Origin of the sequence: Bradyrhizobium amphicarpaeae (genome assembly GCF_002266435.3) — a bacterium.
Lineage (GTDB): Bacteria > Pseudomonadota > Alphaproteobacteria > Rhizobiales > Xanthobacteraceae > Bradyrhizobium > Bradyrhizobium amphicarpaeae.
This window is the reverse complement of record NZ_CP029426.2, coordinates 2,858,652-2,880,076: the sequence shown is the minus strand read 5'-3', so window position 1 is coordinate 2,880,076 and position 21,425 is coordinate 2,858,652. Positions and strand designations below refer to the sequence as shown.

The following is a 21,425-nucleotide window of genomic DNA, read 5'->3' as shown; positions in this document are numbered from 1 at the left end:
GCACCCGGCACTGTCGGTAGATCCATGGCCGTGCTGCCGGTCGTGGCGACCTGTGCCTGGCCCGGAGAGCATCCGAGCAGGAAGGCTAACATCGTGCCGAGCGCGATCCGCATCATCATTCGTGTCCTTAGCTCACCTCGGTCCTGCGAATGGCGACCTTGCTGCCTTCTGCCAGATTGACCGCGGGATTGAGCACGACCTGCTCGTTGGGCTGCACGCCGTCGCGCACTTCCACATGGGTGCCGAAATCCCGCGAGATCGAGACCTTCTGAAAATGAACGGTGCCGTTCCGTACGACCACGACATGGAGGCCGTTCTGGTCGAAGACGAGCGCGTCGGACGGAATCGTCATCGATGCCGTCCTGCGGGGGATCGATAATTCGACCGTGCAATAGATGCCCGGACTGAGCAGGCCGTCGGGATTGGGAACGTCGATCTCGGTCAGCAGCGTCCGGCTCCCCGGCTGCAGCGCGGTCGCGATCCGTGTGACCTTGCCCGCAAATGTCCGCCCCGGAATCTCGGGGACGCGGATGTCCGCATCGACGCCCGGAGCAACGCCGAACGCCTCGTCCTGAGGCACGAACACCTGGGTTCGGATCACGTTTGAATGCATCAGCGTGAACATGAAGGTCGACCCTGCCTGCACCAGGCTGCCATTGTCCACGTTGCGCTGGGTGACAACACCGTCGAACGGCGCCACCACACGCTGATAGGACTTCTCCTGCTGGAGGATGCGGATCTGCGCTTCCTGCGCAGTGATGTTCGACTGGGCAACCCCCACCGCGCCCTGCTGCGCCCGCAGGGTGAGACGATCGTTGTCGCCCTGTTGTGCCGTCAACCAGCCCTGCTTGACGAGATTGCTGTCGCGCGAATTGGTGACGTCGGCGAGTTCGCGGCTAGCCTGCGCCTGCTGAAGCGCCGCCTGGTCCTGCGCCAGCGTCGCCTGCGCCTGCGCGATCTGCTGATCCAGCTCGGGCGCGGTGATTTCCGCAAGGAGGTCGCCCTTCCTGACGCGATCACCGATATCGACGTAGCGCTTCTCGATATAGCCGCTGGTCCGCGCGAAAATGTTAGCCGCCTCGAATGCGGTCGTCGTCGCCGGCAAGCTCACCTTCATGATGTCCCCGCTGGGCTTGACTGTGGCCACCCGAACTTCCGGAACGTTGGTCCGCACCTGCTCTGCCACCGCGGCAACGACACGCGCGGCCTCGTAGTGCCGCCAGGCTCCGATGCCGAGACCGCCGGCAAGCAGCAGGAGAACACCTCCCCCGAGCAATGCTCCGCCGTAACGGCGGCGGACTCGCGGGCCCTTGCCCGGCAGCTCCACGACCCGGAGGTTCTCCGCCCCCGGGCGGTCTCTCGCCTCGTCGTCGTCAGTCCTTGCGCGAACATCACTCATTCCGGTTGCTCCTCGAATACGCCGTGGCGACGCTTGCCGTCGTTGCCCTTGCGCAGCATGGCAAAGAGATAAGGCACGATCAGCAAGGTGGTCGGGGTTGCGAACAGCAAGCCGCCGATGACCGCCCGCGCGAGCGCCGCATTCTGCTCCTCGCCGGGCCCGCCGATCGCCATCGGGATCATGCCCACGATCATCGCTGCCGCGGTCATCAGCACGGGCCTGATCCTCGTCCGGCCCGCGCTCAGCGCGGCCTGGAACGCGGAGTGTCCCTTCAACTGCTCATCTCGCGCAAACGTCACGAGCAGAATGGAATTTGCGGAGGCCACGCCGATCGCCATGATCGCTCCCATCAGCGAGGGAACGTTCAGCGTCGTTCCGGTGATGAACAGCATCGTCACGATGCCGCAGAATGTCGCCGGCAGGGCCAGGATGACGACGAAGGGATCGCCGAAGTTCTGGTAGTTCACGACCATCAGCAGGTAAACGAGGATCGCCGCGAACAGCAGCCCGAGCCCGAGATCGCGGAACGACTGATGCATGCTCTGGATCTGTCCCAGAACCTGAATGGAATTGCCCGGCTGGAGCTGTTTCTGCAGGGTGGACGTCACCTTCTCGATGTCGGCTGCGACGCTGCCGAGATCACGGCCCTGCACGCTCGCATATACGTCGTACACCGGCTGGACATTGGCTTGGTTCGAATTGGTGGGGACGGTGCCGCGCTTGAAGGTCGCGACATTGCTGAGCAGGCCAGGCACGGTTTGGCCGCTCGCGGCGAGCGAGGCCGACACCGGCGTGTTGCCCAGGGCGTTCAGAGAGTTGGCCCTGTATTCCGGTGTCTGCACGGCCAGGTAATAGGGGATGCCCGACGCCGGATCAGTCCAAAAATTCGGCGAGACCTGCGCGGACGATGAGAGGCTGACATTGATATTGGTGGCCACCGTGCTGGCATTGAGGCCCAGCTGCGCCGCACGGGTGCGGTCGATGTCGGCATAGAGCGCGGGAGCATCGACCTCCTGCTGCAAATGTGCATCGACCACGCCGGGAATCGCCGCAAGACTCTTCCGGAGTTCCTTGGCCACGGCCAGATTGTTCTTGCCGTAACCGACCGTACGGACATCGATCTGCGCCGGAAGGCCGAAGTTCAGGATCTGCGTGACGATGTCAGCCGCCTGGAAATAGAATGAGTCCTCCGGGAATGCCGAAGGCAGCACCTGCCGCAGCTTCCTGACGTAATCGGCCGTCGGCTTGTGCCCATCCTTCAGCGACACCAGAATGGTGCCGTCGTTCACTCCGATGGTCGAACCGTCGGTAAATGCGAGATTGTAGGCCCGTGCCGGAAGGCCGATATTGTCGACGATCAGCGCCCGATCACGCTCCGGAATGACTTCGCGGATCTTCTCCTCGACCGCCTGGAAGATCGCTTCGGTACGCTCGATTCGCGTGCCCGCGGGCGCGCGAACATGCAGCTGGATCTGGCCGCCGTCGATCAGGGGATAGAAGTCCCTGCCGACGAAGACGAACATGGTGGCTCCGAGGGCCAGCACCAGCACGGCGACGATAGGCACGACGGCGCGACGACTCAGCAATTTCACCAGGAGATCGGAATAGCCGTCGCGCAGGCGCTCGAAACCGCGCTCGAACATGGCCGAAGCGCGCGCGAAGATACCCGACGGGCGCTCGCTCCCGCCATGATGCCGCTCGCCCTTCAGCAGCAAACCGATGGTGATCGGCGTCAGCGTCCGCGACAACCCGTAGGACGCCAGCATCGCGAACACCACGGCGAGGCCAAGCGGCGTGAACAAATACCTGGCCGGCCCCTCCAGAAACACGACCGAGGTGAACACGCAACTGATCGCGAGCGTCGAGACCAGCGTCGGGACCGCGATCTCAGCGGCTCCGTGCAGGGTCGCCTCCGACAACGGCATGCCCTCCTCGGTCCAGAGCCGGTGCGTGTTCTCGATCGTCACCGTCGAATCGTCGACAAGGATACCGACCGCCAGGGCAAGCCCGCCGAGCGTCATCGTGTTGAGGGTCTCGCCGAGGAAGTACAGGACGATCAGCGAGGACAACATCGCCAGCGGGATCGAGATCAGGACGACCAGCGTCGATCGCCACGATCCCAGGAACACCAGGATCATCAGCGCGGTCAGGCCCGCCGCGATCGCACCCTCGCGCAGCACGCCGTCGACCGAATGGGTGACGAAGATCGACTGGTCGAACAACTCGTTGATCTTCAATCCCGCGGGCGCCGAGGCGCGGATCGACGTCAAGGCCGCCTTCACGCCGTTGACGACGGCGAGCGTGGACGCATTGCCGTTCTTGATGACGCTGAGCAGGACGGCGCGGTGGCCGTCCTCGCGCACGATGTTCTGCTGGACCTGGGCGCCGTCGCGAACCTGGGCGACGTCCTTCAGGAAGATCGTGGCTCCGTTCACGAACTTGACCGGGATCATGTTGAGATCTTGGATCGTGGCCGGCGTCGCATTGGTGCGAACGGTGTACTGGGTGTCGCCGATCTTCGTCGTGCCGGTCGGCAGCGTCAGATTCTGGGTGTTCACCGCATTGACGATGTCGAGCGGCGTCAATCCGCGCGACAGCAGCTTGTTCGGATCGAGGTCGACCATGATCTGGCGGTATTTGCCGCCGGCGGGTGTGGGCAGAGTCACGCCCGGAACGGGAGCCAGCTGCTGGCGGACGCGATAGATGCCGAAATCGTAGAGCTGCTGCTCGTTCAGGCTGTTCGACTCGAGGCTGAGCTGCAGCACGGGCACGCTGGACGCATTGAACTGCACGATGATCGGGGGCTGGATGCCCGGCGGCATCAGGGCTCGGATGGCGTTGGTCGCCGAGACGATCTGCGAGATCGCGAGATCGAGATTGACGTCCGGCTGGAAGTAGATCTTCTGCACCGAGAGGCCGTTGAGGGTCTGCGCCTCGATATTCTTGATGCCGCTGACATTGGCGCTGATCGAATACTGGCTGTAGGTGCTGACGCGCTGCTCCATCTCCGGCGTCGAGAGGCCGGTGTAGCTCCAGATGACCGTGACGACGGGGATCCTGATCTCCGGGAAAATATCGGTGGGCATCGAGCGGATCGCGATGCCGCCGAGGAACAGGATCAGCGCAGCGAGCACATAGAATGTGTGCGGAAGCCGTAGCGCGAAGCGAACAATTCCCATCGTGGTTTACCTGGAGCAAGTTGCGTGGGGGTGTCGGACAGGTGAGGACGGTCGACGCTCCGTTCAATTCAAAGCTAATTCAGACGCCACACACGGCGGCCCGTGGCACATCCTGAGCGGCGAGCATGACGGCCCGCTTGACCTTGGCAAAGGCGCGAATCTCGATCTGCCGGACCCGCTCGCTGGAGATGGACAATTCGCGGGCCAGCTGATCGAGCGTGACAGGGCATTCCGTCAGCCGCCGTGCCTCGAACACATGACGTTCCCGCGCCGCAAGTCCGCCCAGCGCAACCCGCAAGGCTTTGGCACGCCGCTCTGTCTGCTCGTGATCGGCAAGCATCGTCTCGGCGTCGATCGCCCCATCGACCAGCAAGGCTTCCAGCTCGGTTCCGCTATCTTCGCCACCGACGCGCGCGTTCAGCGACAGGTCACCGTTCAGCCGCACATCCATCTCGATCACTTCACGCGCCGTCACCTCGAGCTTCCCGGCAATCAATTCGGCGACGTCAGGCGTGAGCCCTGACATCACGTTGCCGGTGGCCTTCCTGATCTCGCTGCGGAGCTTGAAGAACAGCTTCTTCTGCGCGGCCGTCGTCCCGATCTTGACGAGCGACCAGGACCGCAGGATGTACTCGTTGATCGCGGCCCTGATCCACCAGACCGCGTAGGTGGAGAAGCGTGCGCCACGGCCGGGTTCGAAGCGTGACGCCGCGATCACGAGGCCCAGATTGGCCTCGGCGATCACATCAACCATCGGAAGGCCGTATCCTTTGTAGCCCCGCGCCAGCTTGGCCGCGAGCCGGAGATGGCTGGTGACGAGCGCGTCCGCCGCGCTCCGATCCCCGGTCTGCTGCCAGCGACGCGCGAGCTGCTGCTCCTGACCCGGTTCAAGCAGGTCGTAGCGCCTGATGGCCGCGGAATACGCGCTGAGGAACGGCGCCGGCACCTGCGAGACCGGCATGGCCGGGAGATTTTTCCTCGTAACTTCGTGGCTAGTCTGCATCCGTCACTCCCACTCTCCAGGCCGGCCGATCAATCTCGAAAGCATCGCGCATCATTTTGGTCCATCCCATCTAATCGGCGTCGGCGTGCACTAACGTCCGCGACCGGCGGGTGACGGCCCTGTCCGTCCGTCCGATCCGGGCCAGGATCTCGATCCGCCCACCGGGAGCGGGACCGACGATCAGCCGAAAGCCGTGTAGCTTGACGATCGCCGCGACCAGGCTCAGTCCGAGCCCGACGCCCGGTGTGTTGCGCATCGTGTCGGAGCGATAGAACCGGCGCAGCACCGCCTCGCGCTCCTGCTCGCTGATGCCGGGTCCGGTATCACTGACGCACACCAGCGCCGTGTCGCCCTCCGCTTCCAAGGCGAGCTCGACCCGTCCGCCTGACGGCGTGAACTTGATGGCATTGTCGGCGAGATTGGCGACCGCCTCGAACAGCAGGTCGCGGTCACCCCACACAAGCGCATTGCGCTCGATGACGACACCTAGTCCGACGCGCTTGTCCTCCGCGATGGGCTCGTAGACGTCGCACACTTCCCGCAGGATCTCATCGAGCGCGACCTCACCAAAGCCGGCCATGCGACGGTTGTTCTCGATCTCGGTCAGGCGCAGCAAGGCCGTGACGATCGCAAGCGATTGATCGATGCCGACGATGGCCTTGTCCGTGATGTCCTGGAGTTGCTCCAGCGTCGCCGCCTGCGTTCGCCCACGCTCCAGCGCCAGACGGACGCGCGTGAGCGGGGTCCTGAGATCATGGGCGATGTCGTTGCCGACACCGGCGAGCGCGTTGATCATGGTCTCCATTTCGTCGAGCATGCCGTTGACGATTCCGGCCAGCCGCGCGAAGGAATCGTCCGCGCTTCCCTCCGGGAGCCGCTCGCGCAGTTCGCCGGCCACGATGCGCTGCACCCGCTGGTTCACCTCCTCCACGCGCCTCTGGGCGCGGAAGCTCAGCCAGGCACCGGCAAGCAGGCAGAGGCCGAAGGCCGGCAGCAGCCCCAGAGCCAGGGCCTGCCCCACCACGGTCGATATCTCGCGCGTCTCGTCGACGTTCCGGCCCATCACCAGGACATCGCCGCCATCGAGATGCTTGCCGATCGCCCTGACGACAGGGCCACGGACCGCCGGCTTCCCGGCGACATCGAGCCGCACGCCCCGCACCGCGCCGTCGAGCCCGAGCTCGCGCGGCACCCGGTCGATGTTGCCGGCCAGACGGTTGCCCGCGGCGTCGAACAGTCCCGCGTACTGCACGCCCCTGGAATCCTGCTCCAGATGATCCGTGATCGCGCTGACGCGGCGAGCCGGCGGCAGGTCCGCCATGAAGTGGATCTGTGTCGTGATCATGCGATCGGAACGCGCGATCAGATAATCGTCGAGCTTCCAGTAAATGAACGTGAACAGGCCGACCACGAACAGCGCGAGGGCCGCCGCCACAGCTATTGCCCAGAGGAACGTGCTGGACCGGATCAACCGAACGTGACGCATATTGCCCCCTATTGCCGCCAGCGCAGGACGAAGCCGGAGCCTCGGACGTTGTGGATGAGCTGCACCTCTCCGGGACCGTCGACCTTGCGACGGAGCCGGCCCATATGCACGTCGATCAGATTCGTGGTCGCCGGGACGAACTTGTAGTTCCAGACCTCCTCGAGCAGCATTGCGCGCGTCAGCAGCTGATCGTTCCGGCGCATCATATATTCCAGCAGTCGGAATTCGCGCGGCAGCAGGTCGAGTTCGCGATCGCCGCGCCGTGCCGTCCGCTCGATCAGGTCGAGCTCGAGCGGTCCGACATGCAGGGTGGTCTCGCGGCTATCGATCGGACGCCGCAACAATGCCTCGATCCGCGCGACCAGCTCCATGATCGCGAACGGCTTCGTGAGATAATCGTCTCCGCCCATTCGTAATCCGCGCACACGGTCGTCCACCGCGCCGAGCGCGCTCAAGACCAGCACGGGCGTGCGAACCTGGTCCTTGCGCAGCGCCTCGATGACGGCGAGCCCGTCCATTTTCGGCAGCATGCGATCCACGATCATTGCATCGGGGCTCGATGCGCGCGCGCGATCGAGACCGTCGACGCCGTCGCCGGCCCATTGCACTTCGAACCCGCGATCCGCGAGTTCGGCGACAATCGCCTCGGCGGTCTCGGTGTCGTCCTCGATCAGGAGAATACGGTTCATGATCCTCGTTCCGCGCCCCGCGCGGCGCTTTGGCACGCGGTGAGGAAGCGTGGGTTCAGCGGCGCGCGTCGTCATGTTCGGCATCCGCGCGCGCCGGACCCGCCGACCTGACGCCGCCGGATGCCAGCCACTCGCTCTGATGCGAGATAGGCTTGCGGCGCGGACGCTGCCATTGAATTCCAGTTCACGTTGCGGACGGCTCGCATCACGAGCCGCGCCAATGCAAGGACGATGCATGTTGCCGATGTCGTGATCATCTTGCGGGCTCCGCCTTCGAACTGCGCTGGATCGAACATAGGCCCTCAACGCACGCGCTGTAATTTCGGGGGCCATGGACGTTATCCATTCGCACGATCGCGGTTGCCGCGCCGCATCGGCTCACAGGTCGTTGAACTCCAGTGAGCGAATCGTGCGTTTGAATCGTGTCCGGTCGTTGACACGTCACTGCCGAGCCGACTTGGTTCGGCCTGATGTCATCAATGGAGAAAGCCAATGACCACGTCCAAACTGTTGTCGATGGGATTGATCGCTGCCGCCATGCTGGGTGGCCCCGTCATGGCGCGCGAGCAACATCGCGTCGTGCGGCAACCCGCGGTACAAGCGGATATGATCGCGACGACTGCACCGTTCGGCTATCCGGGCGAACGCGCCTGCATCCCGGCGCCGCGCGTCGGCGCCTTCGCCACCGCGCCGTGGACCGGCAACAACGTGCCGTGCGAGCCGGGTACCGGCAGCCTCTGATCGCAGCACGTCCAAGAAAACGGGGAGCGGGCTGGTCCATCCAGCCCGCTCTTTGCGCGCACGCCGCCACCATGCGCGGCGAAGTTACCTTCGCGAGCAGCGCGACTGACGTATGACGCCGAATTCAGTTGGATTGCGGTGGATCGCTCCTACCTCTCCTGCATCACACGTCCGGTCATCAGCGGCCTCCCGCGCGGCACGATGCGTCGGGGGCTTACGGGATGACCGGTCAGCTCAACACGAAAGGAGTTTTCCATGAAACAAGCCATCATGATTCTGGCAACAGCAGCACTCGCCTCGACGCTGGCCATCGGCGCGGCCGACGCGCGCGGCGGCGGAGGTGGTGGCCACGGCGGCTTTGGTGGTGGCGGCCACGGCGGCTTTGGCGGCGGCGCACATGCGAGCTTTGGCGGCGGCGCGCATTTCGGCGGCATGGGCCGCGGGGGAGGATTTGGCGGCGGTGCCCGGTTCGGCGGCGAGCGGCTCGGCTTCGGCGGTCATACCGGCGGTCTTCGCCAGCACGCATTCCACCGCTACGGCCGGCCCGGATATGGATTCTATGGCGCCTATCCGGATTGCTATGACTGGTACGAGGTGCACCCCGGCCGGGCACTTCCCCTGAGCTGCAGCTAGCCGCGCGCTCGGCGCCGATCGGTTCGGGCCGCACCACGTCATGGTCCGGATCGATCGAGGCCGCGCAGTTTCATCGTGGGACTGTCGGCACGCGTTGCAGCGAAACACGCGGTTTCGCGTTCTCGCGACCTGCTTCGGCCGGGCTTGCCAGATCGCCCATCCTCAGTTGTCAGACCAGGCTCGACTTGCCGCGGCTCAGAACCTCGCCCGCGCCCTTGTCGCCGACGATCCTGCCCTGTTCGTACACCACCCGGCCGCGGGCGATGGTGGTGACGGGCCAGCCGGTGACGTCGAAGCCCTCCCAGGGCGTATAGTCGGAGCCGTGGTGCAGATCGGCCTGCTGAATTTTTTTCTTCAGCTTCGGATCCCACAGCACGATATCGGCGTCGAAGCCGACGCCGATCGAGCCCTTGCGCGGATAGAGGCCGTAGATGCGCGCATGGTTGGTCGCGGTCAGCTCGACGAATTTCTGCAAACTGATCCGCCCCTTCGAGACGCCTTCCGAGAACAGGATCGGCAACCGCGTCTCGACGCCGGGAATGCCGTTCGGAACCCAGCGGAACGACGTGCGTGCATTCGGCGTCAGCTTGCCCTTGGGATCGTCATAGCGGAACGGGCAGTGGTCGGACGAGAAGGTCTGGAACACGCCGGTCGTGATGCCCTCCCAGATCGCCTGCTGGCTCTCGGCATCGCGCGGCGGCGGCGAGCAGACGTATTTCGCGCCCGTGATGTCCATGTTCAGGCCCTTCATGTCGTCCGCCGTCAGCGTGATGTATTGCGGACAGGTTTCCGCATGCACGGGCAATCCACGCTGCTGGGCCCAGCGCACCTGCTCCATCGCCTCGCGCCCGGAGACGTGGACGATCATGATGGGAACGCCGATCACCTCGGCATGGCTGATGGCGCGATGCGTCGCCTCGCGTTCGACCGCCTGCGGCCGCGACACGCCGTGATAATAGGGCGCGATATGGCCCTCGCGTTCGAGCTTCGCGGTCAGGAAGCGGATGGCGTCATAGCCCTCGCAATGGACCATCACCAGCGCCTCCTCGCGGCGCGCCACGTCGAACACCTCCAGCAGCTGGCTGTCGCTAAGCACCAGATCGTCATAGGTCATGAACACCTTGAACGAGGTGTAGCCGTCCTTGACCAACGCCGGCAGCTCCTGCCCGAGCACGACCGCGGTGGGATCGGAGATGATGAGATGGAATGCGGTGTCGATGTAGCACTCGCCCTCGGCGAGCTTGCGGTAGTTCTCGACGCAGGTTCGCAGCGACGTGCCCTTCTCCTGGAGCGCGAAGGGCAGCACCATGGTGTTGCCGCCGGCCGCGGCCGCGCGCGTTGCCGACGCGAAGTCGTCGGCCATCACGACATCGGGGCCTGACGGCTGCGAAATGTGGACGTGACTGTCGATCCCGCCGGGAAGTGCCAGCAGGCCGGTCGCGTCGATCTCGCGCGCCGCGCCCTCGATACGATCCGCAATGCTGACGATGCGGCCGTCGCGAATGCCGATGTCGGCGCGAAACTCGTCGCTGGCCGTCACGATGTTGCCGCCGCGAATGGCGAGATCGAGCTGGGTCACAGGCGTCTCCGTTACTTGATGACCACTGGTGTCTGGAAGATCCGGCCCCACGACGCAAGCGCTGTGATGTCGCCGCCAGCGAGCGCCAGCGTTCGCCACAGCGTCACCGCCACCGAGTCCAGCACGGCGATGTTCAACTCCCGTTCGAGCGAGGCCGCAAGCGCGGCGCCGTCGAGATTTGTGCAGAGGATGACGATCGCGTCGGCGCCCTCCGCCGCGACCGCGCGGATCATGTCCGCGATGGTCACAGGCGGGACCTCGCCGAAGGAGAAATTGTCGCGCAGGCCGAGATGCCGTTCGGCATGCGGAACGATGCCCTCCTCGGCCCAGACGTTGCCGATCCGTCGTTGGACATCGTCGGTGTAGGGCGAAACGAGGCCAACGCGTTCGGCACCGAGCGCGCGGGCAGCGTCGATGCAGGCGAGCGTGGACGTTGTCGCGGGCACGCTCGTGCGCGCCGTGATCGCCTCACAAAGGCTCCTGTCGCGCCCGATGCCGAGCCAGCTCGCCGAGGTGCCGTTCCAGGCAATGGCGTCGACTTTGGCATCGGCCAGCAGGTCCGCCGCCGGCAGCATCAAGGAGGCGTCGAACTGGTTCAGCGCCGCGGTATCGAGCGCAATCTCGGTGACGCGGAAGCGCGAGAAATGCGCGGTGACATCAGGCACGCCATGCAGCATGGCGCTGGTGACGGGTTCGAGCACCGAGTTGGAGGACGGCGTGATTATGCCAAGACGCTTGCGCATAGCCTTACCTTACGACGCCTGGGCAAGGCGCGTCGACTCCTCCCGGATCAGGGACAGGATGCGGCGCTTGGCGTCATTGAATTCGGGGCTGGTGATGTCGCGCGGGCGCGGCAGGTCGAAATTGACAGCTTCGCGGATCCGGCCCGGCCGCTTGGTCATCACCACGATCTTGTTGCCCAGCACCAGCGCCTCGTCGACGCTGTGGGTGACGAACACGATGGTGCAACGGCGCTTCTGCCAGATCGCGACCAGTTCCTCCTGCATTTCGAGCTTGGTCTGGGCGTCCAGCGCCGCGAACGGCTCGTCCATCAGGATCACGCTGGGGTTCATCAGCAGCGCGCGGGCGATGCCGACCCGCTGGTTCATGCCGCCGGACATCTCGGAGGGATGATGATGCTCGAAACCGCGCAAGCCGACGAGATCGATGAACTCCATGGCGCGATCGTGCCGCTCGGCCTTGCCGACGCCCTTGAGCTTGAGATGGAAGGCGATGTTGTCGATCGCCGTCAGCCACGGCATCAGGGTCGGCTGCTGGAACACCACGCCGCGGTCGGAGCCGGGCCGCTCAACCTGCTTGCCGTCCACCAGCGTGCGGCCGGACGTCGCCTGCTCGAAGCCGGCGATGATGTTGAGCAGGGTCGACTTGCCGCAGCCGGACGGACCGAGCAGGCAGACGAAATCATTGGCCTCGATGTCGAGATTGATGTTGTCCAGCGTCAGCAGGTCGCGGCCGCGCCGCTTGTCGGAGAACACCTTGACGATGTTGCGAAGCTCGATTGCCGCCATCAGCCCGCCCTGCCCTGCACGGTGGTTGTCTGCTGCCAGCGCAGCGTGCGCGCCATGATCGCCTTGAGGCCGAGGTCGGAGAGATAACCGAGCAGCCCGATCGAGATCATCGCAGCCAGCACGATGTCGTAGCGCAGGAAATAGTAGGAATCCCAAAGCACGTAGCCGAGGCCGCTCTTGACCGCGACCATCTCGGCCGTGACCGTCAGCATCCAGGCCGAGCCGACCGCGATGCGAAGGCCTGCGAAGATCGAAGGCAGCGCCGCCGGGAGCACGATATCGGTGAGCATCTGCCGCCCGTTCGCGCCCATCATGGCACCGGCACGGACCAGATTGTGGTCCACGGTCTTCACGCCGTGGATCGCGTTCATCAAGACCGGAAAGAAGGCACCAAGGAAAACGAGGAAGATCGCCGGCTTGTCGGCAATGCCGAACCAGATGATGGCAAGCGGAATCCAGGATACCGGTGGGATCGGCCGCAGCATCTGCAGGGTCGGCTCCAGCGTCTTCTCGAACAGGCGCGACCAGCCGATCGCGACCCCGGCGAGGATACCGAGCAGGCTCGCCAGCGCAAAGCCGCCGAACACGCGCAAGGCGCTGGCGAGCGCATCGCGAAACCAGTGCCCGGAATAGGTCTGCGTGGTCTCGTCGAAACCGAACACCCAGTCGCCGAGCGCATGCAGCACCGCGCTCGGCGCCGGCAGCAGCGCCGGCGGAAGTACGCCGCTGCGGGCAAAGGCTTCCCAGCCCGCAATCAACAGTGCGGGCACGACGAGGCGTTCGAGCCCCTGGAACGCCCGCGTCAGGCGGAACGCCGGCTTGGCCGGCGAGACGTCAGTAACCGAGGTCATTCTTGGCCTTTCCCGTGGCCTTCTCCAGGAACGAATAGTCCATGTTCTTCTCCGCTTCCGCAGAGACGTCCTTGGAGATGTATTTGAGGTCGCGCATCATCGCGGCGATCGCGAGCGTCTGCGACCGATGGATCGCCGGATCGGGCGCAGCGTTCTTCAGCGCCTCGGTCGCCACGTTCTTGTCGAGGCCGGTGAGCTTGTTGATGACCTCGATCCACGGCGTCTTGTCGGCGATCAGCTTGTTGTCGAGCTCGACCACCGCGCTGACGACGCCCTGGACGCCGGCGCGCTGGCTGGCGATGACGTCAGAGCGCGTCACGATCAAATTGGTCAGATTGCCCGCGGCCTGATCGTAAGGCAGCACGAAATGCTTGCCGGCACCGGCGAGCCGGATCTGCGAGGCGAACGGCTCGACCGAGCAGATCATGTCGACCTCGCCGCGCTGCAAGGCCGCAAGATGGTCGGACGGATTGGGGATGTTGATGAACTGGACGTCCTTGTTGGGATCGACGCCCTGCTTCAGAAAGGCGCCGCGCATGTGGATGTCCTGCGCGTTGCCGCGGGAGGCCGCGACCTTCAACAGCTGACCGTCGCTCTTGCCCTTGGCAACGATGGCCTTGAACGCGGTCCAATCATCAGGCGGCAGGTTCAGTTTCGTAGAGGAAAGGCATTCCGAGCCGCCGTTGATCTGTCCGGACACGGCGACGACGTCAAAGCCCTTGTCGAGCGCGGTGATGTAATGGAGGTAGGTAACCTGCGCGACGTCGATGCTCTTCGAGATCAGCGCTGTGAGCACGTCGTTGCCCGAGTTGAAGCCGGTCGCCTCGACCTCGACGCCCTTCGCCATGCCCGGGATCAGCGACATCGGCAGGCAGTGCGCGCATTTGGCGTAGCCGAGCTTGATCTTCGCGGTCTGCGCAATGGCGAGGTCGCCCCCGCCGAACATCGCCGCCATCACCACGAGGCCCAGTCGCAAACTCGTCCGCATCGCTCACTCCGTTTCGAAGGCGCGAGACCTCGCGCGTCTCAGGAGATCATCGGTCGGCCTTCGCGGCAGCGCAACGGGGATTCTGCATGCTGCATACAATTTGCGCGCTATGCCATTGTTTTCAGCGACATGCGTCGGTATTTTGGGCAAGCCAAGCGGCCGGAAACGGCTAGGATGAACTGGAGCAACGAGGCGCGCGTGCAGCAGAAGTCGGAAACCCCGAAGGGCCGAAAATCGCCCAAACTCAAGCGGATGGGCCTGCATGAGCGCGCCGCCGCGCGGATGCGGACGATGATCATTCGCGGCGAGCTGGCGCCGGGCTCGCAGACCCAGGAGACCAGGCTATCCAAGGAGCTGGGCGTGTCGCGCACTCCCCTTCGCGAGGCCATGAAGGTGCTCGCGGCCGAAGGGTTGATCGAGCTTCGCCCCAACCGCAGTCCACGCATCGCCGACATCGCAGTCGCCGGCATCTCGGAGTTGTTCGAAGCGCTCGCCGGGATCGAACGGCTGGCCGCAGAGCTCGCCGCCGAGCGCGCCACCGAGCGTGACCTCGCCCGCCTGCGCACGCTGCAGACCCGGATGGAGGGTCATCATCGCAACGGCAAGCTCGACGATTACTTCGCCATCAACGGCGAAATCCACAACACCATCGTCCGGATGGCGCGCAACACACCGCTCCGCGAAGCGCACGAGACACTGATCTCCCGCGCCGAGCGTGCACGCTATCTGGCGCTGGGTGCCGACAAGCGCTGGAGCAATTCGGTCGAAGAACACGCCGGCATCCTCGCCGCGCTCGAAGCGCGCGACAGCGAAGCGGCCGGACGCCTGCTCGGCGCCCATGTCCGCCAGACCGGCACTGCGCTGCTCGAGACGCTCGCTCCCAAACCCAAGCTGACGGCGGCATGACCATGAAGCTGCTGCTGCTCAATCCCAACACCAGCACGGGGGTCACCCAGTTGATGACGGAGGTCGGGCAGCGCGCCGCCGCGCCCGGCACCGAGATCGTCCCCTGCACCGCGACCCGCGGTGTGCCCTATATCGCGACGCGGACCGAGGCGCAGATCGGCGGCGCGATCGCGCTGGAAATGCTGGCCGAGCAGCACAAGACGGTCGACGCTGCGATCATCGCCGCCTTCGGCGACCCCGGCCTGTTTGCCGCACGCGAAACGTTCGACATTCCCGTGATCGGCCTTGCGGAAGCCGCGATGCTGACGGCGTGCATGGCCGGACGCCGTTTCGCCATCGTCACTTTCGCGCAGGCGCTGGGGCCCTGGTATGAGGAATGCGTCCGCGCGCACGGGCTCTGGGAGCGCTGCGCCGGCATCCGCATGCTCGATACGCCGTTCCAGGCGATCTCCGAGGTCGGCACGGAAAAGGAAGATCTGCTCGTTGCCCTTGCGCAGCGCGCCATCGTCGAGGACGAGGCCGATGTGCTGATCTTTGCAGGTGCGCCGCTCTCGGGCCTTGCCGAACGCGTCGCCGACCGAATCCCCGTTCCCGTCGTCGACCAGGTTGTCGCTGCCGTGAAGCAGGCCGAGGCACTGATCGCGTTGCGCCTGCGCAAGGCGACGGCGGGCACGTACCGCCGGCCTGCTGCCAAACCCACCATCGGTCTTGCCGGCGCGCTCGCCGCCCGGCTCGAGCATCGCGACAGCTAGGGGAGCTTCGGCCGACGATGCGAAAAGCCCAATTCCTTTTCGATGGCACGGCCGAAGGCAAACAGGCGGGATTCGCAGCCCGGTGGCGCTATGATCTGGATGCCGAAGGGCAGCTCATTCTCCCCTCGCCGCACCGGCAGGGTCAGGACCGGACAGCCAACCAGCGACACGATGAAGGTGACGGCGAGATAGTCGATCGGCGTCTCCAGGGCTGCGCCGTCGATCGCGGTGACGTCACTGATCTCGTTCGGCCAGGGAAAGACCGACGCCGCGGGCGCAATCAGGAAATCGACGCGCGCGAACGCCTCGCGAAAGCTGCGGTAGATCGCAGTGCGCCGCCGCTCGGCGTGCAGGTAATCCTCCGCGGAGAGCTTGGCGCCCGCCTCGATATTCCAGATCACGGTCGGCGTGAGCTCGCCGCGGCGCGTCCGCAGCAGCTCGCCATAGCTGTTGGCGATGTGGGCGGCACGAAGGGCGCTGAAGGTCTCGATCGCGCCGCTGCAATCCGGCGAAGACGAGACGATCTCGGCAACACGCGCGAGCGCCTCGCAAGCATCGGCAAAACGAGCGCGGACATCGCGCGAAACCGGAGCAACACCGAAATCAGGCGTGACTGCGATCCGGGAACGTCCAGCGAGGGGACGATCATCATTGACAATGCCGGTCGAGAGGGGGTCCTGCGCATCGCCACCAGCGCAGACCGACAGCGCCAGTTCGAGATCATCGACGTCGCGGGCAAGAAAACCGTGGCTGGCCAGCATGTCCCAACCGAGTGGCCGGCGCGGCGCCGGAATGCGGCCGGGCGTCGGCCGGATCGAGGCAACGTCGCAGAAGCTTGCGGGCGTGCGCACCGAGCCGCCGAAATCGGTGCCGTGCGCCAGCGGCACCATGCCGGCCGCGACCGCCACGGCGGAGCCGCCGGACGATCCGCCGGAGGTCAGCGCCGGATCGAAGGGATTGCGCGTCGGACCGCGCAGTTTATTGGTGCAGACCGCGCCGAAACCGAACTCCGGCGTGTTTGTCTTTCCTATAATGATCGCGCCGGCGCGCCGCAGCCGCGCGACCACGAGATCGTCCTCCGTCGGCACATGATTGCGAAACAGCACCGACCCATAGGTAGTCGCAATCCCCGCGGTGTCGGTGAGGTCCTTGATTGCGACGGGCACCCCATGCAGCGGGCCGGTCGGCACAGCCGCCGCATCGCAGATGTCCGCCGCACGGCGGGCGCCCTCCGCATCGACAGTCACGAACGCCGCCAATTTCGGATCCTGGTCCGCGATCCGCTCCAGATGCGCCTCGACGGCCTCGCGCGAGGACAGCTCGCCCTTCGCAATGGCGCGTGCGAGGGCCGTGGCGGTGAGGTCGCAAATCGATCGAACCGAGGTCATCGCACTACAATGCCAAAACGCGCCGCAAAAAGCGACCGCGTCGGGCACGAGACTTGCTTTCTCCTCTGGGGCAACGGGAGGCAACACCATGGCTGAAGCGCAAGGCGGACGTTCGCTCGTCGTCGACGCCGTCACCCATCGCTATCCGAGCGGCGCGCTTGCGGTCGAGAACATCAATCTCGACATCAAGGGCGGCGAGATCATCGCCCTGCTCGGCCCGTCCGGCTGCGGCAAGACCACCCTGCTGCGCATCATCGCCGGCTTCATCGCGCAGACGCAAGGGCGGATCATCATCGGCGACGACATCGTCGATGCGCTGCCGCCGAACCGCCGCGCGGTCGGCATCGTGTTCCAGAACTACGCGCTATTCCCGCATCTCTCCATCAGCGAGAACGTAGCCTACGGGCTCGCTGCCCGCGGCATCGACAAGGCAACGCGCCAGCGCGAGTCGCAGCGTCTTCTGGAACTGGTGCAATTGCCGACCATGGCCGAACGCCTGCCGCGGCAGCTCTCCGGCGGCCAACAGCAGCGCGTCGCGCTCGCTCGCGCGCTCGCGATCAAGCCGTCGATCCTGCTGCTCGACGAGCCCTTTGCCGCGCTGGACAAGAATCTGCGGCTCGACATGCAGATCGAGGTCAAGCGGCTGCAGCGTGTCTCCGGCATCACCACGCTGATCGTGACGCACGACCAGGAAGAGGCGCTGTCGATGGCCGATCGCGTCGCCGTGCTGAGCCACGGCAAGCTCGAGCAGTTCGGCACGCCGTCGGACGTCTACGACCGGCCGCAGACCCTGTTCGTGAACACTTTTGTCGGCTCCAGCAATCGCATGCCCGGCGTGGTCGTCTCGGCGGACCGAACTGCCGCCAAAGTCCGCCTCGATGCGGGCGCGGAGATCATTGCGCGGCCCGCCGCCGGCGCCCTCACCGAAGGCGGGCGCGTCACCGTGTGCATCCGACCCGAGCATCTGCAATTCGTCGGCGACGAGACCGGCTTTGCCGGCGTGGTCGGCATGTCGCTGCCGCTGGGCGCCACCGTCGTGCACGAGATCACGACGGCAGACGGCTCCGGCGTCAAGATCTCCCAGGCGCGCATCGGCGAGACGCGCGCGCTGGAGAGCGGCGCCGCCGTGCGGCTCGCACCACTCGCCCCTTCGCTCGCCAACGCATTTCCCGCAACGCTTTAGTTCCTGTCATTGTCCACACGGAGTTCGACATGATCCTCAATCGCCGCAGCCTGATGACGACCGCCCTCACACTCGGTGCCATGAAGGCGTTTCCCGGACTGAGCTTTGCCCAGGCCCGCCCGCTGGTGTTTGCGACCTTCACCGGAAGCTGGGAGGAAGCGCACAAGGCCGTTCTGGTGCCGGCCTTCCGCAAGGCAAACGCCGATGCCGCGATGGTGCTCGATCCCATGCTCTCGGTCGACCAGATCGCCAAGGTCAATGCCGCGAAAGCCAATCCGCCGATCGACGTCATGTTGCACGATCCCGGCCCTGCCCTCGTCGCCATCGGCCAGGACCTGGTCGAGCCCTATCCGGTCGAGAAGAGTGCCTATTACAAGGACCTGATCGCCGAGGCACAGGAACCGATGGGCCCTGCTCCGTTCTTCCAGGTCGTCGGCCTCACCTACAACCCGGAAGCCGTCAAGACGCCGCCGACCTCCTGGGCCGATCTCTGGAAGCCCGAGTTCAAGGGCCGCGTCGGCATCACCAACCTCAACTCGACGCTCGGCACCGGCTGGCTGGTCGAAATCGCCAAGATGCGCGGCGGCTCGGAAGCCAATGTTGATCCCGCCTTCAAGGCGCTGGAGGAACTCAAGCCCAATCTCGCCGCGGTGGCCGCCAATCCCGGCGCGCTCGCGACCCTGTTCCAGCAGGGCCAGATCGACATCTCCCCCGGCAATTTCAACGCCATCCAGATCCTCAAAGCCCGTGGCGTGCCGGTCGAGTTCGTAGCGCCGAAGGAAGGTGCCATCGCCTTCAAGACCACGATCCACATCGTCAAGAACTCGCCGAACCGCGAGCTGGCCTTCAAGCTGATCGAGGCGGCGCTGACACCGGAAGTCCAGACCACACTGATGAACCCGCCTTATCTGATCGTGCCGACTAATTCCAAGGTGACGATGGGCGGCGAGATCGCGCGCGTGCTCGCCAAGGACACCGCCGAGCTGAAGAAGAAGTTCGTGTTCCAGGACTGGAAGAAGATCAACGAGCAGCGCTCGGCCTGGATCGAGCGCTTCAACCGCGAGATCAAGATCTAGCGCAAGGACCTGGCGATGGGCGCAGCACCGGCATCACGGGACGTCACGTCCTATGGAATGGGATTGGCGGCGCCGCTGGCGCTGTTCTTCCTGCTGTTCTTCGTCGCGCCCCTGCTGCAGCTGTTCTGGCTCTCGCTGCACAACGACACGGCCGGGCTCCATTGGGGGCTCGGCCAGTACTTGCACTTTTTGGCCGACCCCTTCAGCCTCAGTGTGCTCGGCTCGACGCTGCTGCTGGGAGCCGAGGTGACGGCCGTCTGCCTCGTGCTCGGCTTTCCCATCGCATGGCTCTACCAGCGGGTCGGGCCCAGGCTTCAGACCATCATCATCCTGATCGTGCTGCTGCCGCTTTTGACCAGCGTGGTGGTGCGCACCTTCGCCTGGATCGTCATTCTGGGCCGCCAGGGCATCATCAACGCGACGCTGCAGTCGCTCGGGATCATCGATACGCCCCTGAAGCTGCTCTACACCCAGTTCGGCGTCGTGATCGCACTGGCGCAGGTGCAGATGCCGCTGATGACGCTGCCGCTGATCACTGCGCTCGGCCGCATCGATCCCAATCTCGACGATGCCTCCTGCTCGCTCGGCGCCGGAAGCTGGCGCACCTTCTTCCGCGTCGTGCTGCCGTTGTCGCTGCCCGGCGTGATCGCCGGCTGCACGCTGACCTATGCCGCCGCCATCACGGCCTTCATCACCCAGTCGCTGGTCGGCGGCGGGCAGATGCTGTTCATGCCGATGTATCTCTACCAGCAGGCCTCGACCTTGCAGAACTGGCCGTTCGCGTCGGCGATCTCGATCATCTTCCTGCTGGCCGTGCTCGCGGTCGTGTCGGTCTTCACCACGCTCGGCCGCCTGTCGCGCGGCTACGGAGGGGCATGATGGCTGGCCGCAAGCGCACCCTCGAGGCCTTCAGCTTCGAGCTGGTCATGACATTGGTCGCGATCATCGCGCTGATCCTGATCATCGCGCCGTCGCTCGTCGTCCTGATCGTCTCTTTCACCAGCGGCTTCTCGCTGAAATTCCCGCCGCCGGGCTATTCGCTGCGCTGGTACGCCGAGCTCTGGGACGCCTGGCAGCTGCACTTCGCGGCGAAGAACAGCCTGATCGTAGCATTGTGGGCGACGGGCCTGTCCGTCGTGCTCGGCGTCGCCGCCGCGCTTGCGATCTCGCGCTCGCAGAAACTGTCGGCGCGGCTGCTCGATTCCCTCTTCATGTCGCCGCTGGTCCTGCCTGCGCTGGCTTTCGGCCTGGCCGCGCTGATGCTGTTTTCGCTGGTTGGCCTGCCGGTGTCGCCGCTGACGCTGGTGATCGGCCACACCGTGGTCTGCGTGCCCTATGTCGTGCGCAACACCGTCGCCGCGCTGGCCCAGCTGGAGCCGACCCTGCTCGAAAGCTCCGCGGTGCTGGGCGCAAGCCGCCTCTACACGTTCCGGCGCATCGTACTGCCGCTGATCCGGCCCGGCATCATCGCGGGCGCCTTCATCGCCTTCATGTCGTCGTTCGACAACGTGCCGGTCTCGTTGTTCCTGCGCGACGCCGCCACCGACATGCTGCCGATCCGGATGTGGCAGGATCTCGAGGGCAAGCTCGACGTCACCATCGCCGCGCTGTCGGGCGTCCTGATCATCGCGACCGTGGCGATGGTCGCGGTGATGGAGCGCGTCACGGGCCTGTCGCGGCGGCTGACCAACTGATCAGGCGCCGCGGAACAGCGAATAGCCCCAGCGGGTGAATTTCAGCGGCAGATGAAAATGTTCATTGACGTGCTTGATGCGGAAGCGGAACGGCGCCACGGTCAGGAAACCGTCGCTGTCACCGAAGAACTCGCCAAGATGAAACAGCACCTCGTACTCGCCAGCCGTCACGCCTGCGCCTTGCGCGACGAGATGATCGAGCACGCCGTTCGCCCCGAGCCGCCCGTCGGCGATGCGCAGCGAGTCCGGATCGACCCGCCAGATCTCGACGCGCAGTCCCTGCGCCGGCCGGCCGCTCGCCACATCGACTGCATGAATGGAAATACCGCCTGCCACCATGGTCCTCCCG

General features: G+C 65.3%; 20 protein-coding genes. 8 read left to right on the top strand and 12 right to left on the bottom strand.

Annotated features, from left to right (window positions below; all coding sequences use genetic code 11):
- Window positions 1-127: 127 nt before the first annotated feature.
- The 5 genes from CIT40_RS13145 to CIT40_RS13125 form a co-directional block, all read right to left on the bottom strand.
- Window positions 128-1,399 carry an efflux RND transporter periplasmic adaptor subunit gene (locus CIT40_RS13145; RefSeq protein ID WP_094896376.1) on the bottom strand — a complete coding sequence of 424 codons (1,272 nt, stop codon included), beginning with the start codon at window positions 1,397-1,399 and terminating at the stop codon, window positions 128-130.
- Entirely contained in the window at window positions 1,396-4,578 is a 3,183-nt protein-coding gene (locus CIT40_RS13140) for an efflux RND transporter permease subunit (protein ID WP_094896375.1), read from the bottom strand. Before CIT40_RS13140 ends, CIT40_RS13145 begins: the two co-directional genes overlap by 4 nt.
- A 79-nt stretch (window positions 4,579-4,657) precedes the next feature.
- A complete protein-coding gene (rpoH, locus tag CIT40_RS13135; RefSeq protein ID WP_167443342.1) occupies window positions 4,658-5,539 on the bottom strand; it encodes an RNA polymerase sigma factor RpoH in 882 nt (293 codons plus the stop codon).
- A 112-nt stretch (window positions 5,540-5,651) separates the two neighbouring features.
- Window positions 5,652-7,067 (bottom strand): sensor histidine kinase, encoded by a 1,416-nt coding sequence (locus tag CIT40_RS13130; protein WP_094896373.1) that lies wholly within the window; start codon window positions 7,065-7,067, stop codon window positions 5,652-5,654.
- An 8-nt stretch (window positions 7,068-7,075) separates the two neighbouring features.
- Window positions 7,076-7,756: a response regulator transcription factor gene (locus CIT40_RS13125; protein ID WP_162307477.1), complete on the bottom strand. Its 681-nt coding sequence runs from the start codon at window positions 7,754-7,756 to the stop codon at window positions 7,076-7,078.
- A gap of 492 nt (window positions 7,757-8,248) precedes the next feature.
- Here CIT40_RS13125 and CIT40_RS13120 point away from each other — a divergent pair, with 492 nt between their 5' ends.
- Together CIT40_RS13120 and CIT40_RS13115 are read left to right on the top strand one after the other, a co-directional pair.
- Complete coding sequence (locus tag CIT40_RS13120) at window positions 8,249-8,497, top strand: hypothetical protein (RefSeq protein WP_162307476.1); 249 nt, start codon at window positions 8,249-8,251, stop codon at window positions 8,495-8,497.
- Between the two features lie 255 nt (window positions 8,498-8,752).
- A complete protein-coding gene (locus CIT40_RS13115) occupies window positions 8,753-9,130 on the top strand; it encodes a hypothetical protein (RefSeq protein ID WP_094896371.1) in 378 nt (125 codons plus the stop codon).
- Between the two features lie 169 nt (window positions 9,131-9,299).
- Here the strand turns inward: CIT40_RS13115 and hydA are convergent, their stop codons facing one another.
- The 5 genes from hydA to CIT40_RS13090 are packed head-to-tail and all read right to left on the bottom strand — an operon-like array spanning window position 9,300 to window position 14,077.
- Complete coding sequence (gene hydA, locus CIT40_RS13110; protein WP_162307475.1) at window positions 9,300-10,709, bottom strand: dihydropyrimidinase; 1,410 nt, start codon at window positions 10,707-10,709, stop codon at window positions 9,300-9,302.
- Window positions 10,710-10,720: 11 nt separating this feature from the next.
- Window positions 10,721-11,452, bottom strand: a complete 732-nt coding sequence (locus CIT40_RS13105) for a maleate cis-trans isomerase family protein (RefSeq protein ID WP_094896369.1) — start codon at window positions 11,450-11,452, stop codon at window positions 10,721-10,723.
- Window positions 11,453-11,461: 9 nt separating this feature from the next.
- A complete protein-coding gene (locus tag CIT40_RS13100) occupies window positions 11,462-12,238 on the bottom strand; it encodes an ABC transporter ATP-binding protein (RefSeq protein WP_094896368.1) in 777 nt (258 codons plus the stop codon).
- Window positions 12,238-13,089, bottom strand: a complete 852-nt coding sequence (locus tag CIT40_RS13095; RefSeq protein WP_094896367.1) for an ABC transporter permease — start codon at window positions 13,087-13,089, stop codon at window positions 12,238-12,240. Before CIT40_RS13095 ends, CIT40_RS13100 begins: the two co-directional genes overlap by 1 nt.
- Window positions 13,073-14,077, bottom strand: coding sequence for an ABC transporter substrate-binding protein (locus tag CIT40_RS13090; protein ID WP_094896366.1), 1,005 nt, complete (start codon window positions 14,075-14,077; stop codon window positions 13,073-13,075). The genes CIT40_RS13095 and CIT40_RS13090 overlap by 17 nt, the downstream gene beginning before the upstream one ends.
- Before the next feature lie 174 nt (window positions 14,078-14,251).
- Between CIT40_RS13090 and CIT40_RS13085 the strand changes: the two genes are divergently transcribed.
- Together CIT40_RS13085 and CIT40_RS13080 are read left to right on the top strand one after the other, a co-directional pair.
- Window positions 14,252-14,983 (top strand): GntR family transcriptional regulator, encoded by a 732-nt coding sequence (locus CIT40_RS13085; protein ID WP_244611960.1) that lies wholly within the window; start codon window positions 14,252-14,254, stop codon window positions 14,981-14,983.
- A gap of 2 nt (window positions 14,984-14,985) precedes the next feature.
- Complete coding sequence (locus CIT40_RS13080) at window positions 14,986-15,735, top strand: aspartate/glutamate racemase family protein (protein ID WP_162307854.1); 750 nt, start codon at window positions 14,986-14,988, stop codon at window positions 15,733-15,735.
- On the opposite strand, the gene CIT40_RS13075 is transcribed toward CIT40_RS13080, so the two are convergent.
- Window positions 15,732-17,171, bottom strand: a complete 1,440-nt coding sequence (locus CIT40_RS13075) for an amidase (RefSeq protein WP_244611959.1) — start codon at window positions 17,169-17,171, stop codon at window positions 15,732-15,734. The genes CIT40_RS13080 and CIT40_RS13075 overlap by 4 nt on opposite strands.
- 40 nt (window positions 17,172-17,211) lie before the next feature.
- On the opposite strand from CIT40_RS13075, the gene CIT40_RS13070 reads away from it, so the two are divergent.
- From CIT40_RS13070 to CIT40_RS13055, 4 genes are read left to right on the top strand one after another with little or no spacing between them, the layout of a single operon-like run.
- The gene (locus tag CIT40_RS13070) at window positions 17,212-18,306 is read left to right on the top strand and encodes an ABC transporter ATP-binding protein (RefSeq protein WP_094896362.1); all 1,095 of its coding nucleotides are present in this window, start codon (window positions 17,212-17,214) and stop codon (window positions 18,304-18,306) included.
- Window positions 18,307-18,335: 29 nt separating this feature from the next.
- Complete coding sequence (locus CIT40_RS13065; protein WP_094896361.1) at window positions 18,336-19,382, top strand: ABC transporter substrate-binding protein; 1,047 nt, start codon at window positions 18,336-18,338, stop codon at window positions 19,380-19,382.
- 15 nt (window positions 19,383-19,397) lie between these two features.
- Window positions 19,398-20,261, top strand: coding sequence for an ABC transporter permease (locus tag CIT40_RS13060; RefSeq protein ID WP_094896360.1), 864 nt, complete (start codon window positions 19,398-19,400; stop codon window positions 20,259-20,261).
- A complete protein-coding gene (locus CIT40_RS13055) occupies window positions 20,261-21,076 on the top strand; it encodes an ABC transporter permease (protein WP_162307853.1) in 816 nt (271 codons plus the stop codon). The genes CIT40_RS13060 and CIT40_RS13055 overlap by 1 nt, the downstream gene beginning before the upstream one ends.
- Here CIT40_RS13055 and CIT40_RS13050 read toward each other — a convergent pair whose 3' ends face one another.
- The gene (locus CIT40_RS13050; protein ID WP_162307852.1) at window positions 21,077-21,412 is read right to left on the bottom strand and encodes a hydroxyisourate hydrolase; all 336 of its coding nucleotides are present in this window, start codon (window positions 21,410-21,412) and stop codon (window positions 21,077-21,079) included.
- Between the last annotated feature and the right edge of the window lie 13 nt (window positions 21,413-21,425).

Coding starts and splice junctions, on each gene's coding strand:
- CIT40_RS13055 (WP_162307853.1), top strand. CDS start 20,261: ATGGCTGGCCGCAAGCGCACCCTCGAGGCCTTCAGCTTCGAGCTGGTC.
- CIT40_RS13120 (WP_162307476.1), top strand. CDS start 8,249: ATGACCACGTCCAAACTGTTGTCGATGGGATTGATCGCTGCCGCCATG.
- CIT40_RS13090 (WP_094896366.1), bottom strand. CDS start 14,077: ATGCGGACGAGTTTGCGACTGGGCCTCGTGGTGATGGCGGCGATGTTC.
- CIT40_RS13130 (WP_094896373.1), bottom strand. CDS start 7,067: ATGCGTCACGTTCGGTTGATCCGGTCCAGCACGTTCCTCTGGGCAATA.
- CIT40_RS13095 (WP_094896367.1), bottom strand. CDS start 13,089: ATGACCTCGGTTACTGACGTCTCGCCGGCCAAGCCGGCGTTCCGCCTG.
- CIT40_RS13060 (WP_094896360.1), top strand. CDS start 19,398: ATGGGCGCAGCACCGGCATCACGGGACGTCACGTCCTATGGAATGGGA.
- CIT40_RS13140 (WP_094896375.1), bottom strand. CDS start 4,578: ATGGGAATTGTTCGCTTCGCGCTACGGCTTCCGCACACATTCTATGTG.
- CIT40_RS13080 (WP_162307854.1), top strand. CDS start 14,986: ATGAAGCTGCTGCTGCTCAATCCCAACACCAGCACGGGGGTCACCCAG.
- CIT40_RS13125 (WP_162307477.1), bottom strand. CDS start 7,756: ATGAACCGTATTCTCCTGATCGAGGACGACACCGAGACCGCCGAGGCG.
- CIT40_RS13105 (WP_094896369.1), bottom strand. CDS start 11,452: ATGCGCAAGCGTCTTGGCATAATCACGCCGTCCTCCAACTCGGTGCTC.
- CIT40_RS13115 (WP_094896371.1), top strand. CDS start 8,753: ATGAAACAAGCCATCATGATTCTGGCAACAGCAGCACTCGCCTCGACG.
- CIT40_RS13085 (WP_244611960.1), top strand. CDS start 14,252: ATGAACTGGAGCAACGAGGCGCGCGTGCAGCAGAAGTCGGAAACCCCG.
- CIT40_RS13100 (WP_094896368.1), bottom strand. CDS start 12,238: ATGGCGGCAATCGAGCTTCGCAACATCGTCAAGGTGTTCTCCGACAAG.
- CIT40_RS13070 (WP_094896362.1), top strand. CDS start 17,212: ATGGCTGAAGCGCAAGGCGGACGTTCGCTCGTCGTCGACGCCGTCACC.
- CIT40_RS13065 (WP_094896361.1), top strand. CDS start 18,336: ATGATCCTCAATCGCCGCAGCCTGATGACGACCGCCCTCACACTCGGT.
- CIT40_RS13145 (WP_094896376.1), bottom strand. CDS start 1,399: ATGAGTGATGTTCGCGCAAGGACTGACGACGACGAGGCGAGAGACCGC.
- rpoH (WP_167443342.1), bottom strand. CDS start 5,539: ATGCCGGTCTCGCAGGTGCCGGCGCCGTTCCTCAGCGCGTATTCCGCG.